Here is a 13,972-nt window from a genome sequence, read left to right on the forward strand (position 1 = left end):
AGCATAGGCGCTCGGTGAGGATGGGTCCGCCGCCTCGCGCAGAATCACCGACCATGCCTGCACTGCCCACCAAGCTGCCCAACACCGGCACCACCATCTTCACCGTCATGTCGGCCCTGGCCGCCGAGCGTGGCGCCGTCAACCTCGGCCAGGGCTTCCCGGACTTCGGCGCCGACCTGGCGCTGCTGCAGGCCGTCACCGACGCGATGGCCGCGGGCCACAACCAGTACCCGCCGATGACCGGCGTGCCGGCGCTGCGCCAGGCGGTGGCGGCCAAGCTCAACGCGCTGTATGGCTCGGCTTACGACGCGGACCGCGACATCACCATCACGGCCGGCGGCACGCAGGGGCTGATCACCGCGCTGCACGCCTGTGTCGGCGCGGGCGACGAAGTCATCATCATCGAGCCGGCCTACGACAGCTACGACCCCGCCATCCGCCTTGCCGGCGCCGTCCCCATCGGCGTGCCGATGACGGGGGACTACTGCATCGACTGGACGGCGGTACGCGCAGCCATCACGCCGCGCACCCGGGCCCTGGTGATCAACACGCCGCACAACCCCAGCGGCCGCGTCGCCACTGCCGACGATCTGCGCGAACTTGAGCGCATTGCTGAAGCGCACGACCTCTTCATCGTCAGTGACGAGGTCTACGAGCACATGGTCTTCGATGGCGCGCCGCACGAGAGCGTGGCGCGCTATCCCGGCCTGCGCGAACGCAGCTTCCTGGTCAGCAGTTTTGGCAAGACCTTGCATGTGACGGGCTGGAAGGTCGGCTTCGTCGCCGCACCGCCGGCGCTCAGCGCCGCCTTCCGGCGACTGCACCAGTACACCGTGTTCTCGGTGCACACGCCAACCCAACACGCGATTGCGGCCTACCTGGCCAACCCGGCGCCGTGGCAAGGCTTGAGCGACTTCTACCAGGTCAAGCGAGACAGCTTCCGCGCCGCGCTGGCGGCCACGCCGCTGAAGCTGCTGCCCTGCGAGGGCACCTACTTCCAGACGGTGGACTACAGCGCCGTGTCGGATCTGCCCGAGCTGGACTTCGCCAAGTGGCTGACCACCGAGATCGGCGTCGCGGCCATCCCGTTGTCGGTCTTCTACCAGCAGCCCCAGGAGCGCGGGCATGTGCGGTTCTGCTTTGCGAAGCGGGATGAGACGCTGGCTCTGGCAACGCAGCGTTTGCAGCACGGCTTGCCCCGCTGAAGGGCGCCATCAGTGGCGCTGGCACGCTCCGTGCAAACCCGAGGTCACATGACCGGTACGCCCGCTGTACGAGGTATCGGTCGAGAACCAGTTCACGGGAGTCCCTCATGTTGCACCACACGCGTGCGCTTGCCGATGCACCAAAGCGGGCGTCTACTGCACCCAAGCAGACCGCGGGCGAGCTGTTCGGCAAGACCATCAACCTGTCGGGCCGCCGCCGCTTCACGTCGCAGCGCGTCGTGCTCTATGCGGTGCTGGCCTCGCAGGGCCGCGACGGCGCACTGACCATTGCCCGCGACGCCCTGACCACCTTCGGCGACGCACATGGCGCGCTGCTCCAGGGTGAGCTGTCACCCGACGCACTGGGTGGCGAGCTGAAACAGGCCTATTTCGGTCCTGACCGCGCCAACGAGCGCATCGTCGCCTTCATTGAACTGGCCCGGCGCGCCATCGAGGCCATCTCGGGCAACGCACACAACGCGCCGGCCCTGCTTGAGGAACTTGTCGAGGCCGCCACGCCGCTGCTTTCCACGCTGAATCGGTTGACCCAGATCTACGAAGACCTCGCCCGCCAGCAGGCCGCCTCGGCCAAGAAACAGCTGACGGCCGTCATGGGCGACATCGAACTCATCGCCAAGCATGCCCGCATCGTGTCCTTCAACGCCCAGGTCGTCGCCGCGCGGGCGGGCACCTCGGGCCGCGAGTTCGCGGTCGTGTCGGGGGAATTCACACAGATCACCGGCAAGCTGGACGGCCTCGTGCGGGAGGCGGTGCGCAGCGCGGTGGGGTGAGGCTCAACCGCCCAATAGCGGGCCGACGACAAACCATGCCAGGAAGTTGTGTGCCGCGTGGGCGGCATAGGCTGCTGTTGCGGCGTGCCGGCAGCCCGCGGGCCGGCACAGCCAATAGGCCAGTGCGAACACGCTGCCGCTGGTGAAGGTCGCCAAACCGTGCCCCAAGCCACCGCCGATCCAGTGGCCGGCTCCGAAGAGGGTGGCGCTCGCGATGATGCAGGCCAACGGGGCGGCACGCAGACGGTGCATCAGTTCGATGGGCAGGCATTGGCCGATCAGGGTCTCCCAGGCGGGCAAGAGCAGCACTCCCAGCAGAAGAAAGCCCCACGGGCCCAGTTCGCCGATGCTCTTGGCGGCCGATTCGCCAAACCAGCCTTCGGGAAGCAGGACGGCGGCCAGGGCAGCGGTGCCAAGGCTCGCCGGCAGGCTGAGCAGCGACAGGCACAGGCCGAGCCTGATGGAGGCGGTCCACGGGCGCCGCGCGAGCAGTGCGGGCCAGGTCATGCCTGGCGCAAGGGGCAACTCGCGCCCGTCTCCGGCGTCGCATCGAGCCGGCCTGCCAGCTCGGCCCTCAGCCCGCGCAGCGCTGCGATGCGGGCGTCGATGTCGGCCAGCTTGCGTGCCAGCGTTGCCCGCAGCGCGGGGCCGGCGTCCTGCCCTTGAGCCAGCAGCGGCATGTCCGAGGCAATCTCTGCCAGCGTGAAGCCGAGTTGCTGGGCCGTGCGCACATAGCCCAGCCATTGCACGGCTTCCTCGGGGTAGTCGCGGTAGCCGTTGTCACTGCGCCGCGCCTGCAGCAGGCCGCGCTTCTCGTAGAAGCGCAGGCTGTCCCGGCTCAGGCCGGTCAGCGTGGAGAGGGTGCCGATGCGCATGAAAGGAGTCCGTCGAAAGGGCTTGACCCTGGAGCGTAGTCCAGGGTCGAGCATGCCGGCTCTTCGTTCATTCGTCCTTCGCGGCTCTTCCGGTATGCCTTTCTTCAGCACCCCTGGTTTCCTGCGCGTCGTCTGGTTCAGCGCGCTCTACGACCTCATCGTCACGGCGCCTTTCGCCGCGCCCTGGACCTTTGAGATGAGCCGCGCGCAGCTCAGCGCGATCAACCAGGCGCTGGGCGGCCGGCCGTTGCCGGATTTCGAGCCGGTGCAGACGCTGTTCGCAGTGCTGATGGGCAGCATCGTCATGGTCTGGGCGGTGCTGCGGCTGCGTGGACCGACGGTGCAACTCGGCCGTTACGACGCCGTCGGGCGGGTGCTGTTCGCCTTTTGGATGGCGTGGGCCTGGATGCAGTCGGGGGCGCCGGTGCTGCTGCTGTTCATCGTGCCGGAGGTGGCGTGGGCGGTAGTGCAGGGCTGGCAGGTTCGGCAGAAGCCTCGGGACGCCGCATTTCATGTGGACTTAGTCCGGTAACTTAGTCAGAATCGTGCCGCATTCGGAGGCACGCCATGTCTGAAACGGTCAATGTCCACGACGCCAAGACCCATTTCTCGCGCCTGCTGGACAAGGCTCATGCCGGCGAGGAGATCATCCTGTCCAAGGCTGGCAAGCCCTATGCGCGGCTGATGCCGCTGGCCACGCAGCCCGGGCAGCGCCAACCCGGCCGGCTCAAGCGACCCGGTGCGCAGGTGGACGCGAGCTTCTTCGACGCGCTGCCTGATGCCGAACTCGATGCATGGAACGGCCGGTGAAGCTGCTGCTGGACACCCACGCGCTGCTCTGGTGGTGGCTGGACGATCCCCAACTCAGCCCCGCCGCCCGCGAGGCGATTGCCGACCCGGCAAACGAGGTCTGGGTCAGCGCCGCCAGTGCCTGGGAGATCGCCATCAAACAGCGCCTGGGCAGGCTCGACGGCGTGCCCGAGGCGAGCAGCCGTTTCATGGAACTGGTCGCGGCAGACGGCTTCCGGCTCATGCCGATGCAGGCTGCGCATGCGCTGCGCGCCGGCGGCCACCCAGCGGAACATCGTGACCCTTTTGATCGCATGCTGGCCGCCCAGGCCGAACTGGAACAGGCCACGCTGGTCAGCCGGGATGGAGCGCTGGCGGGGTTTGGGGTGGAGATGTTGTGGTGAAGGGCTTCAGACCGCGCCTGATCCTGATTTGTCGCAAGCCAGGATCGGCGCAGACCCCACCTACCAGGCAACCTGAGCGCGCTCCATGCCTCGCCCTGCGGGACAGGGCGAGTCCTTCGTTCGGCGTCGCAAGGTCCTCAGGATCTCGCTTGGGCCGAATTCAGCATCGCCTGCAGCAACACATTGCACCCCGCCTCGATGTGCTCGGGCTTGGCGTCCTCGATCTCGTTGTGGCTGATGCCGTCCTTGCAGGGGATGAAGATCATGCCGGCGGGCGCGAGGCGGGCCATGTAGACGGCGTCGTGGCCGGCGCCTGACACCGCGCGCATGTTGCTGTAGCCCAGCGCGTCGGCGGCCTTTTGCACGGCGGCGATGCAGTCGGCGTGGAAGGGCTGGGCGGGGTAGGCGCTGACGGGCGTGATCTCGATGGGCAGGCCGCTCTCGGCGCTGAGCTTGGCGGCCACCGCGCGGATGTCGGCGTCCATCGCCTCGCAAAGTTCATCGGTCGCGTTGCGTAGGTCGATGCTGAACTTCACGCGGCCGGGGATGACGTTGCGGCTGTTGGGGTGGACCTGCACCATGCCGACGGTGCCACGGCCGTGGGGCGGATGGCGGTGGGCACAGGCCACCACTTCCTGCATCAGCTTGGTGGCCACCTGCAGCGCGTCCTTGCGCAGCGCCATCGGCGTGGGGCCGGCGTGGGCTTCCATGCCGGTGACCACGCAGTCATACCAGCGGATGCCCAGCACGCCGGTGACGACGCCGATGGTCTTGTCATGGTCCTCCAGCACCGGACCCTGCTCGATGTGGGTCTCGAAGTAGGCGCCGATGGGGTGGTCGCCGGGGACTTGATCACCGATGTAGCCGATGCGCTCCAGCTCGCCCTTCACGGTCTTGCCTTCGGTGTCGGTGGCCGCATAGGCATGCTCCAGCGTGAAGGCCTTGGCGAACACGCCCGAACCCATCATGACGGGCACGAAGCGCGACCCTTCTTCATTCGTCCAGAACGCGACCTCGATGGGCGCCTCGGTCTCGATGCCATGGTCGTTCAGCGTGCGCACCACCTCGATGCCGGCCAGCACGCCGTAGTTGCCGTCGAACTTGCCGCCGGTGGGCTGGGTGTCGATGTGGCTGCCGGTCATGATGGGCGGCAGGCTGTTGTTGCGGCCGGCGCGGCGCATGAAGCCGTTGCCTATTCTGTCGATGGTGACCGTCATGCCGGCCTCGCGCGCCCAGCGGGTGACGAGGTCGCGCCCCTGCTTGTCGAGGTCGGTCAGCGTCAGGCGGCAGACGCCGCCCTTCTCGGTGGCGCCAATCTGCGCGAGCTCCATCAGCGAGTCCCACAGCCGTTGGCCATTGACGCGCAGCTTCGTGATATCGGGGCGGGTGACGACGGTATCCATGACGAATCCTTAGAGCTTCGTGCCGAAGCGCAGCTTGTTGTGGTCGGGGTCGATGAGCAGGAACTCGCGCACGCCCCAGGGCATGTCTTCGATGGGCTTGACGGGCTGCACGCCTTTGGCCATGAAGGCGGCGTAGGTCGCGTCGGCATCCGGTACCCAGAAGTAGACGGCGCCACCCACCTGGCAGTCGCCCGCGTGTCCGGTCAGGAAGATCGTCTGCCCTTCGCGCGTGATCTGCAGGAACAGCGGGAAACCGGGCTCGAACTGGTGCTGCCAGTCGATGCTGAAACCCAGCTGGTCGATGTAGAAGGCTTGCGCTCGCACCGCGTCCGTCATGCGCAGCTGCGGGATGACGGTTTGGGTGTTCATCGCGCGACTGCGGTGGGCGCGAGGTCGTGGGCGCGCTTGGCAGCCGCATCGAACTGCGGGCCGAACGGCGGGCGCTTCAGGTAGCGGCCCTTGCCTTGCTCGGCGCGTAGTTCGCCCCGCGCGAACACGAGGCGGCCTTGCGCGATCGTGTGGCTGGGAATGCCGCGCACGGTGCGCCCCTCGAAGATGTTGAAGTCGTTCTTGGAGAACTGCGTCTTGGCGCTCAGTGTCTTGATGCCGGCCGGGTCCCACAGCACGAGGTCGGCGTCCGAACCTTCCGCGATGACGCCCTTGCGGGGGTACATATTGAAGAGCTTGGCTGCGTTGGAAGACGTGATCGCAACGAACTCGCTGGGCGTGAGGCGGCCGGAGTTGACGCCGGCATCCCATAGCACGGCCATGCGCTCCTCGACGCCGCCGCAGCCGTTGGGGATCTTGGCGAAGTTGTCGATGCCGGCGGCCTTCTGGCTGGCGCAGAAGGTGCAGTGGTCGGTGGCGGTCGTGTGCAGCTGGCCGCTCTGCAGGCCGCGCCACAGGAACTCCTGGTGGATCTTGGGACGGAAGGGCGGGCTCATCACATAGGCGGCGGCCTTCTCGAACGACGGATCGCGGTAGACGCTGTCGTCGATCAACAGATGGCCCGCCAGCACCTCGCCGTAGACGCGCTGGCCGCGCGCGCGTGCCCGGGCAATCGCCTCGGCGCTCTCGATGCAGCTGACGTGCACGATGTAGATGGGCACGCCCAGCACGTCGGCAATCGCGATGGCGCGGTTGGCGGCTTCACCCTCGACCATCGGCGGGCGCGACATCGGGTGGCCTTCGGGGCCGGTGATGCCCATCTTGGCGACCTCTGCCTGCAGCAGATAGACCAGCTCGCCGTTCTCGGCGTGCACGGTCGGCATGGCGCCGAGTTCGAGGGCGCGCTTGAAACTGTTCACCAGCGTCTCGTCGTCGCACATGATGGCGTTCTTGTAGGCCATGAAGTGCTTGAAGCTGTTCACGCCTTCCTCGCGCACCAGGGTGCCCATGTCGGCATGGACCTGCTCGCTCCACCAGGTCACGGCGACGTGGAAGGCGTAGTCGGAAGCACTCTTCTCGGCCCAGCCGCGCCACTGCTGGTAGGCGTCCATCAGCGGCTGCTGCGGGTTGGGGATGACGAAGTCGATGATGCTCGTCGTGCCGCCGGCCAGGCCGGCCGCGGTGCCGGTGAAGAAATCGTCCTGCGTGACCGTGCCCATGAAGGGCAGCTGCATGTGAGTGTGCGGGTCGATGCCGCCGGGGATGAGGTACTGGCCGGTGCCGTCCAGCGTTGTCGTGCCGGCCGGTGCCTCGCGCACCGCGCGTTCGCCGATGGTGGCGATGCGGCCGTCGACGCAGAGCACGTCGGTGCGGGATTCGGCGTCGGCGTTGACGACGATGGCGCCGCGGATCAGCAGGGGGGTGGAACTCATGTGGCGCTCCTCGTGAGCGGTTGGACCTCGGTCTTGCCGGCCATCATCACGCCATAGACGATGGCGGCGAGAGCCAGGCCTGAGAACCAGGCATAGGTGTAGACGGCCTTGAACGCCGCGCCGACCTCGGGGAAGGCGGCCGGGAAGGCGGCGTTCAGGAAGCCCGGAATATTGGGAGCGACGCCGACCGCGAAGGCGATGACGGCGGCGATGTTCCAGCCGCCGCGGTAGCTGTAGCGACCGCCTTCACGGTAGAGCTCGTCCACGGCCAGCTCCGTCTTGCGCAGCAGGTAGTAGTCGACGATGAGGATGCCCGCCACCGGCCCGAGCAGCGCCGAGTAGCCGATCAGCCAGGTGAAGATGTAGCCCTGCGTGGACTCGAGGATCTTCCACGGCATCATGGCGATGGCTATGCCCGCGGTGATCATGCCGCCGGTCTTGTAGCTGATGCGCCCGGGCGCCAGCGCCGAGAAGTCGTAGGCCGGGCCGACGAGGTTGGCGGCGAGGTTGACGCTGACGGTGTCGATCAGCAGCACGAGCAGCGCGATGAGCACGGCCGCGCCGGTCATGCGGCTGGCCACGTCCACCGGGTCCCACAGCGCCTTGCCGTAGATGACCACCGTGGCCGAGGTGACGAACACGGCCAGCGCCGCGAGCAAGCCCATGGGCAGCGGCAGGCCGATGGCCTGGCCGATGAGCTGGTCGCGCTGCGACTTGGCGAAGCGCGTGAAGTCGGGGATGTTCAGCGCCAGCGTGGCCCAGAAGCCCACCATGGCGGTCAGCGACGGCCAGAATACGGCGGAGAACTGGCCGGCCTTCTTGCCGCCTTCCACAAACGCCGAGGGCTGGTCGAGGATGGGCCCCAAGCCACCGGCCTTGTCCCAGGCCCACCACAGCAGCACGAAGCAGATGACGATCTTGATCGGCGCCGTGTAGGTCTCGAGCTTGCGGATGGCCTCGATGCCATGCACGACGAACCAGAACTGCAGCGCCCAGAACAGCAGGAAGCAACCCAGTTGGGCGGGGTTGATGCCCAGGCCCGGCAGCGGGTCACCGGTGAGCGGATGGCCGATCAGCACGCCGGCGAGTGTGTAGATCATCTGGCCGCCGAACCAGGTCTGGATGCCGTACCAGCCGCAGGCCACCAGCGCCCGCAGCAGGGCCGGCAGCCGCGCGCCCCGCGTGCCGAAGGAGGCGCGCGCGAGCACCGCATACGGGATGCCGTGCTTGGCGCCGGCATGGCCGATCAGCAGCATGGGTACCAGCACGATGAGGTTGCCCAGGAACACCGTGCCGACTGCCTGGCTCCAGCTCATGCCCGACTCGATGAGGCTGGCCGCCAGCGTGTAGGCCGGGATGCACATGACCATGCCCACCCACAACGCCGCGAAGTGGTACCAGCGCCACGTGCGCTGAGCGGCCGTGGTCGGGACGAGATCGGAATTGCTCAACGTCGGGTCGGTCATGCGTGCTCCAGAACGGAAATGCAACCACGAAGGCACAGAGGCACGGAGAAATTCAAAGGACTTTCCTCTGTGTCTCAGTGCCTCTGTGGTTGCCTTTGTTTTTTAGGTGTTCTGCGGGAAAGCAAATTGCGGGCCCTTGGGGAGCGAATCGGGCCAGCGCTGCATGACGGCCTTGTGCTTGGTATAGAAGCGCACCGCCTCGGGGCCGTAGGCATGGTGGTCGCCGAACAGGCTGCGCTTCCAGCCGCCGAAGCTGTTGAAGGCCATGGGCACGGGCAGCGGCACGTTGACGCCCACCATGCCGACCTGGATGTGGTGCACGAACTCGCGCGCCACGTGGCCGTCGCGGGTGAAGATGGCCACGCCGTTGGCGTACTCGTTCGCTTCGATCAGTGCAATGGCAGCAGCCAGGTCGGGCACGCGCACGACGCACAGCACGGGGCCGAAGATCTCCTCGGTGTAGCAGCTCATGTCCGCCGACACGCCGTCCAGCAGCGTGCCACCGACGAAGAAGCCGTCTTCGAAGCCGGTCACGCGGTGGCCGCGGCCGTCGACCACGGCCTTGGCGCCAGCCGCCACGCCTTCACCGATCAGCTTCTCGACGCGCTGCTGCGAGGCGCGCGTGATCAGCGGCCCCATCTCGATGCCGGCGCCGTTGCCCTCGCCGATCTTCAGCGCGGCGACCTTGGGCGCCAGTGCCGCCACCAAAGCATCTGCCGCATCGCCCACCGCCACGGCCACCGAGATGGCCATGCAGCGCTCGCCGGCCGAGCCATAGGCCGCGCCCATCAGCGCATCCACGGCTTGCTCGAGGTCGGCATCGGGCATGACGACCATGTGGTTCTTGGCGCCACCCAGCGCCTGCACGCGCTTGCCGTGGGCCGAGCCGACCTTGTAGATGTGCTCGGCCACAGGCGTGGAGCCGACGAAGCTGACCGCCGCGATGCCAGGGTGGGCCAGGATGGCGTCCACGATGTCCTTGTCGCCCTGCACGACGCTGAACACGCCGTCGGGCAGGCCTGCGTCCTTCAGCCATTGCGCCATCAACAGCGAGGCGCTCGGATCGCGCTCGCTGGGCTTCAAGATGAAGGCATTGCCGCAGCCGATGGCCAGCGGGTACATCCACATGGGCACCATGGCGGGGAAGTTGAACGGCGTGATGCCGGCGACGACGCCGAGCGGCTGGCGCACGCTCCAGGCGTCAAGCCCGCGCGCGATCTGCTCGGTGTACTCGCCCTTCAGCAGCTGCGGCATGGCGGTCGCGAACTCGATGTTCTCGATGCCGCGCGCCACTTCCCCCAGCGCGTCGGGCATGGTCTTGCCGTGTTCGCGGACGAGGGCCGCGGCGAGCTCCTCGCGCTTCTCCTGCACGATGGCCAGGAACTTGAACAGCACGCGCGAGCGGGCCAGCGCCGGCGTCTGCCCCCAGGCCTTGGCGGCCTTGGCAGCGGACGCGACGGCGGCGTCCAGGTCGGCCACGCTGCCCAACAGCAGCTTGCCCTGCACCGCGCTGGTGGCGGGGTTGTAGATGTCCTGCTGGCGCTCGCCGCTGCCGCGCGTGACGGCACCGTTGATCCAATGACCGACTTCGTAGGGACTCATCTCGATTCCTTCAAGTGCATCCGGCACTCATCGGGTTGTTCGGGTGCGTGGTCCAGTTCGCATAGCTGCCGTCGATGATGCGGCCCGTGCGCGCATCGGTTTCACCCGGCTGCAAGGCGCGCATCGAGATGGTGCCAGGGACCGGGCAGATCGACACGCAGAGATTGCAACCGACGCATTCCGCGTCGTTGACCTCGAAATGGCGCAGGCCGTCCTTCATAGCAAAGATGGCCTGGTGTGACGTGTCCTCGCAGACCACGTGGCAGCGCCCGCACTTGATGCAGCTGTCCTGGTCGATCACCGCCTTCTCGACGTAATTCAGGTTGAGCTGGTTCCAGTTCTTCACGGTGGGCACCGCGCGGCCCTGGAAGTCGGCAATGCTCTTGTAGCCCTTCTCGTCCATGAAGGTGTTCAGGCCCGAGCACATGTCCTGCACGATCTTGAAGCCGTAGACCATCGCGGCGGTGCACACCTGCACCGTGCCGCAGCCCATGGCGATGAACTCGGCGGCGTCGCGCCAGGTGGTGATGCCGCCAATGCCGCTGATGGGGAGCCCCGCCGTGGCCGGGTCGCGGGCGATCTCGGCCACCATGTTCAGCGCGATCGGTTTGACGGCCTGGCCGCAGTAGCCGCCGTGCGAGCCCAGGCCGTCGGTGACGGGGCTCATCGTCATGCGGTCCAGGTCCACGCCCATCACCGAGTTGATGGTGTTGATGAGGCTGACCGCATCCGCGCCACCCGCATGCGCTGCGCGCGCCGGGAAGCGCACGTCGGTGATGTTGGGCGTGAGCTTGACGATGACGGGCATCTTCGTGTGCTTCTTGCACCACTCGGTCACCTGCTGGATGTACTCCGGCACCTGGCCCACGGCCGAGCCCATGCCGCGCTCGCTCATGCCGTGCGGGCAGCCGAAGTTCAGCTCCACGCCGTCGGCGCCGGTGTCGGCCACGCGCTCCAGGATGGCCTTCCAGCTCGCCTCGTTGACCGGCACCATCAGCGACACGATCATGGCCCGGTCCGGGAAGTCGCGCTTCACGCGCTTGATCTCGTCGAGGTTGATCTGCAGCGGCCGGTCGGAGATCAGCTCGATATTGTTGAAGCCGATGACGCGGCGGTCCTGGCTCCACAGCGTCGCGTAGCGCGGGCCGTTGACGTTGACGACTGGCGGGTCCTCGCCCAGCGTCTTCCAGACCACGCCGCCCCAGCCGGCCTCGAAGGCGCGGCGCACGTTGACCTCCTTGTCGGTCGGCGGCGCCGAGGCGAGCCAGAAGGGGTTGGGGCTTTGGATGCCGAGGAAGTTGGTGCTCAGGTCAGCCATGGGAGGCCTCCGTGTCGTGATGGCGGACGGCGCTCAGGCCCAGGGCGCGGTCGATGCTGATGGCGGCGCGCTTGCCGTGCTCCACGGCTTCCACGGTCAGGTCGCGGCCGCCGGCGCGGCAATCGCCGCCGGCCCAGACGCGGGCCAGGCTGGTCTGGCCGTCCGCATCGGTCTTGATGCGCCCGCCTTCCAGCTCGATGGCATTGCCCGCCGCCTCGGCCTGGTAGGTCTGGCCGATGGCGCGCAGCACCATGTCGGCTTCGATGAAAAACTGCTCGCCAGTGTCGACGAGCTTGCCGCCTTCCAGCTTCGTCGCCGCAAAGCGCATGCCTCGCAGCACGCCGCCCTGGCCCTCCACGCCAAGCGGCCGAGCCCAGCAGCGGATGGTCACGCCATTCGTCTGCGCCCAGTGCTGCTCGTGGGTTGACGCCGACAGGCCGTCGGGGCCGCGGCGGTAGACCATGGTCACCTGCTCGGCCCCCAGCAGCCGGCTTTGCACGGCGGCGTCCACCGCCGTCATGCCGCCACCGATGACGATGACCTTGCGGCCGACGGGCACGATCTGGGGCGCGTTCTGACGCAGCTCGGCGATGAAATCGACGGCATTGCGCAGGCCCGGCAGCGCAGGTTCGGCAATGCCCAGCGCGTTGACGCCCGCCAGCCCCAGGCCGAGGAAAACCGCGTCGTATTCGCCCAGCAGGCCGTCGAGCGTGATGTCGCGGCCGAGTCGGCAGTTCAGCATCGGCGTGATGCCGCCGATGCTCAGCAACCAGTCGATCTCCTTCTGCGCGAAGCCGCCGGCCACCTTGTAGGTGGCCAGGCCGTATTCGTTGAGGCCACCGAGCTTGGAGTTGGCGTCGAACAGCACGACGTCATGCCCGCGCCAGGCCAAGCCATGCGCCGCGGCCAGGCCGGCCGGGCCCGCGCCGACAACGGCGATGCGCCGGCCCGTGGGCATGCCGCGCTCGAACAGCGGCTTGGTGCCGGGGTTGGCGAAGTGACCCTCCACCGCGTAGCGTTGCAGCATGCCGATCTCGACCGGCTTGCTCTCGTTGGTGTTGCGCACGCAGGCCTGCTCGCACAGCACCTCGGTCGGGCAGACGCGGGCGCACATGCCGCCCAGCGGGTTGGCCGTCAGGATGGCCTCGGCCGCGCCGCGCACGTTGTCCTGCGCCACGCGCTGGATGAAACTCGGGATGTCGATACCGGTCGGGCAGGCCGTCTGGCAGGGCGCGTCATAGCAGTAATAGCAGCGCTCCGCCTCGATCAGCGCCTGCGTGCGGTTCAGCGGCGGATGGGCGTCGGCAAAATTCTGCGCGTAGTCATCGGGCGTCAGGCGCCCGGATTTCAGGTCGGCAAGGTCCACGGGAATCTCCGGGTGGAAAACACCTAAACATTACTACCCCGTAAAAATTGACCTAAGCGTAAAAACCCGCAGCCTCGGCTTGGTGCGCGCCGTCAGAATGCGGGCATGACCGTGACCGCCGCCGCGCGCACCCCGCGCGCCGCCACCCTGCGCAAGCAGGAGGCCATCCTCGCTGAAGCCGAACGCCAGTTCGCCCGATACGGATTCGAAGGTGTCAGCCTCGACAGCATCGCTGCCGTGCTCGATCTGTCGCGCCAGAACCTGCTTTATCACTGGCCCAGCAAGGAGGAGCTTTACCGCGCCGTGCTGGACAGCGTGATGGGCGAGTGGATGGCCAACATGAACGCCATCACCGAGGCCGACGAACCCGAAGCCGCCATCCACACCTATGTGTCGGCAAAACTACGGTTCAGCCGCGATCGACCCAGCGGCAACGCCGTTTTCACGCGCGAGATCATGGCGGGCGCACCGCGCTACCAGGACGTGCTCAAGGCCCAGGTCATGCCGTTGCTGCATGCCGACGTGGCGCGTTTCGAGGGCTGGGCGGCCGAGGGCCGCATCCGGCGCGTCGATTTCACGCACCTGATGTTCCTGATCTGGTCGTCCACCCAGGCCTATGCCGACCTGGGGCCGCAGTTCGCCCTCTACATGGGCAAGCCAGCGTTGGAGGAAGAGGACTTCGACCGTGCCCGCGAGCTGATCACGGGGCTGATCTGGCGCAGTCTGGAGGTATGAAGCCCCTCGCCCAGTTTCGCCCCGCTGGACGCGGGCAACCCTGGTCGGTCTTGCAGACCGCGCTGCGGCAGGTGCCGCAGCCCTTCGGCAGGCACATCGCGCCCACTGGGCGCAATGTGTCCGGCCGAAGCCCCCGAGGGGGCGGCGATGCTTGCGGTGTTGAACCGCAAGCACATCGCCAAGGCGGGCCGGCTAGGG

General features: G+C 67.5%; 15 protein-coding genes. 6 read left to right on the forward strand and 9 right to left on the reverse strand.

All coding sequences use genetic code 11. The features are described 5' to 3' along the window. The first annotated feature begins 53 nt into the window (after window positions 1–53). Window positions 54–1,205 (forward strand): methionine aminotransferase, encoded by a 1,152-nt coding sequence (locus ASC95_RS12660; RefSeq protein ID WP_304440595.1) that lies wholly within the window; start codon window positions 54–56, stop codon window positions 1,203–1,205. A 107-nt stretch (window positions 1,206–1,312) separates the two neighbouring features. After that, window positions 1,313–1,996, forward strand: coding sequence for a type IV pili methyl-accepting chemotaxis transducer N-terminal domain-containing protein (locus tag ASC95_RS12665; RefSeq protein WP_057298045.1), 684 nt, complete (start codon window positions 1,313–1,315; stop codon window positions 1,994–1,996). Between the two features lie 3 nt (window positions 1,997–1,999). Here the strand turns inward: ASC95_RS12665 and ASC95_RS12670 are convergent, their stop codons facing one another. Then, window positions 2,000–2,503, reverse strand: a complete 504-nt coding sequence (locus tag ASC95_RS12670) for a hypothetical protein (protein WP_057298046.1) — start codon at window positions 2,501–2,503, stop codon at window positions 2,000–2,002. Further along, entirely contained in the window at window positions 2,500–2,871 is a 372-nt protein-coding gene (locus ASC95_RS12675) for a MerR family transcriptional regulator (protein ID WP_057298047.1), read from the reverse strand. The genes ASC95_RS12670 and ASC95_RS12675 overlap by 4 nt, the downstream gene beginning before the upstream one ends. Window positions 2,872–2,965: 94 nt before the next feature. Here ASC95_RS12675 and ASC95_RS12680 point away from each other — a divergent pair, with 94 nt between their 5' ends. Genes ASC95_RS12680 through ASC95_RS12690 form a run of 3 tightly spaced genes read left to right on the forward strand, consistent with a single transcriptional unit; the run spans window position 2,966 to window position 4,064 of the window. Next, window positions 2,966–3,403: a hypothetical protein gene (locus ASC95_RS12680; RefSeq protein WP_057298048.1), complete on the forward strand. Its 438-nt coding sequence runs from the start codon at window positions 2,966–2,968 to the stop codon at window positions 3,401–3,403. 35 nt (window positions 3,404–3,438) lie between these two features. After that, complete coding sequence (locus ASC95_RS12685) at window positions 3,439–3,681, forward strand: type II toxin-antitoxin system Phd/YefM family antitoxin (protein WP_057298049.1); 243 nt, start codon at window positions 3,439–3,441, stop codon at window positions 3,679–3,681. Then, entirely contained in the window at window positions 3,666–4,064 is a 399-nt protein-coding gene (locus tag ASC95_RS12690; RefSeq protein ID WP_235537904.1) for a type II toxin-antitoxin system VapC family toxin, read from the forward strand. Before ASC95_RS12685 ends, ASC95_RS12690 begins: the two co-directional genes overlap by 16 nt. Window positions 4,065–4,201: 137 nt before the next feature. Here ASC95_RS12690 and ASC95_RS12695 read toward each other — a convergent pair whose 3' ends face one another. The 7 genes from ASC95_RS12695 to ASC95_RS12725 all read right to left on the reverse strand — a co-directional run bounded on the left by ASC95_RS12695 (window position 4,202) and on the right by ASC95_RS12725 (window position 13,039). Continuing rightward, window positions 4,202–5,467 (reverse strand): Zn-dependent hydrolase, encoded by a 1,266-nt coding sequence (locus ASC95_RS12695; RefSeq protein ID WP_057298051.1) that lies wholly within the window; start codon window positions 5,465–5,467, stop codon window positions 4,202–4,204. Window positions 5,468–5,476: 9 nt separating this feature from the next. Further along, window positions 5,477–5,836, reverse strand: a complete 360-nt coding sequence (locus ASC95_RS12700; RefSeq protein ID WP_057298052.1) for a VOC family protein — start codon at window positions 5,834–5,836, stop codon at window positions 5,477–5,479. Continuing rightward, window positions 5,833–7,287 carry a dihydropyrimidinase gene (gene hydA / locus ASC95_RS12705; protein ID WP_057298053.1) on the reverse strand — a complete coding sequence of 485 codons (1,455 nt, stop codon included), beginning with the start codon at window positions 7,285–7,287 and terminating at the stop codon, window positions 5,833–5,835. Before hydA ends, ASC95_RS12700 begins: the two co-directional genes overlap by 4 nt. Further along, on the reverse strand, window positions 7,284–8,753 hold the full coding sequence (locus ASC95_RS12710; protein ID WP_057298054.1) for an NCS1 family nucleobase:cation symporter-1: 1,470 nt from the start codon (window positions 8,751–8,753) through the stop codon (window positions 7,284–7,286). Before ASC95_RS12710 ends, hydA begins: the two co-directional genes overlap by 4 nt. Window positions 8,754–8,855: 102 nt before the next feature. Further along, window positions 8,856–10,355 (reverse strand): CoA-acylating methylmalonate-semialdehyde dehydrogenase, encoded by a 1,500-nt coding sequence (locus ASC95_RS12715; RefSeq protein ID WP_057298055.1) that lies wholly within the window; start codon window positions 10,353–10,355, stop codon window positions 8,856–8,858. A 10-nt stretch (window positions 10,356–10,365) separates the two neighbouring features. Beyond that, window positions 10,366–11,673, reverse strand: a complete 1,308-nt coding sequence (preA, locus tag ASC95_RS12720; protein ID WP_057298056.1) for an NAD-dependent dihydropyrimidine dehydrogenase subunit PreA — start codon at window positions 11,671–11,673, stop codon at window positions 10,366–10,368. Beyond that, a complete protein-coding gene (locus tag ASC95_RS12725; protein WP_235537905.1) occupies window positions 11,666–13,039 on the reverse strand; it encodes an NAD(P)-dependent oxidoreductase in 1,374 nt (457 codons plus the stop codon). Before ASC95_RS12725 ends, preA begins: the two co-directional genes overlap by 8 nt. A gap of 105 nt (window positions 13,040–13,144) precedes the next feature. Between ASC95_RS12725 and ASC95_RS12730 the strand changes: the two genes are divergently transcribed. Next, complete coding sequence (locus tag ASC95_RS12730) at window positions 13,145–13,774, forward strand: TetR family transcriptional regulator C-terminal domain-containing protein (RefSeq protein ID WP_057298058.1); 630 nt, start codon at window positions 13,145–13,147, stop codon at window positions 13,772–13,774. The last annotated feature ends 198 nt before the right edge of the window (window positions 13,775–13,972 follow it).

Origin of the sequence: Pelomonas sp. Root1217 (genome assembly GCF_001425705.1) — a bacterium.
Lineage (GTDB): Bacteria > Pseudomonadota > Gammaproteobacteria > Burkholderiales > Burkholderiaceae_C > Pelomonas.

Bases quoted from the DNA above. Each gene is read 5' to 3' on its own strand.
- ASC95_RS12665 (WP_057298045.1), top strand. From the start codon at position 1,313: ATGTTGCACCACACGCGTGCGCTTGCCGATGCACCAAAGCGGGCGTCT.
- ASC95_RS12690 (WP_235537904.1), top strand. From the start codon at position 3,666: ATGGAACGGCCGGTGAAGCTGCTGCTGGACACCCACGCGCTGCTCTGG.
- preA (WP_057298056.1), bottom strand. From the start codon at position 11,673: ATGGCTGACCTGAGCACCAACTTCCTCGGCATCCAAAGCCCCAACCCC.
- ASC95_RS12710 (WP_057298054.1), bottom strand. From the start codon at position 8,753: ATGACCGACCCGACGTTGAGCAATTCCGATCTCGTCCCGACCACGGCC.
- ASC95_RS12680 (WP_057298048.1), top strand. From the start codon at position 2,966: ATGCCTTTCTTCAGCACCCCTGGTTTCCTGCGCGTCGTCTGGTTCAGC.
- ASC95_RS12685 (WP_057298049.1), top strand. From the start codon at position 3,439: ATGTCTGAAACGGTCAATGTCCACGACGCCAAGACCCATTTCTCGCGC.
- hydA (WP_057298053.1), bottom strand. From the start codon at position 7,287: ATGAGTTCCACCCCCCTGCTGATCCGCGGCGCCATCGTCGTCAACGCC.
- ASC95_RS12670 (WP_057298046.1), bottom strand. From the start codon at position 2,503: ATGACCTGGCCCGCACTGCTCGCGCGGCGCCCGTGGACCGCCTCCATC.
- ASC95_RS12675 (WP_057298047.1), bottom strand. From the start codon at position 2,871: ATGCGCATCGGCACCCTCTCCACGCTGACCGGCCTGAGCCGGGACAGC.
- ASC95_RS12695 (WP_057298051.1), bottom strand. From the start codon at position 5,467: ATGGATACCGTCGTCACCCGCCCCGATATCACGAAGCTGCGCGTCAAT.
- ASC95_RS12700 (WP_057298052.1), bottom strand. From the start codon at position 5,836: ATGAACACCCAAACCGTCATCCCGCAGCTGCGCATGACGGACGCGGTG.
- ASC95_RS12660 (WP_304440595.1), top strand. From the start codon at position 54: ATGCCTGCACTGCCCACCAAGCTGCCCAACACCGGCACCACCATCTTC.
- ASC95_RS12715 (WP_057298055.1), bottom strand. From the start codon at position 10,355: ATGAGTCCCTACGAAGTCGGTCATTGGATCAACGGTGCCGTCACGCGC.
- ASC95_RS12730 (WP_057298058.1), top strand. From the start codon at position 13,145: ATGACCGTGACCGCCGCCGCGCGCACCCCGCGCGCCGCCACCCTGCGC.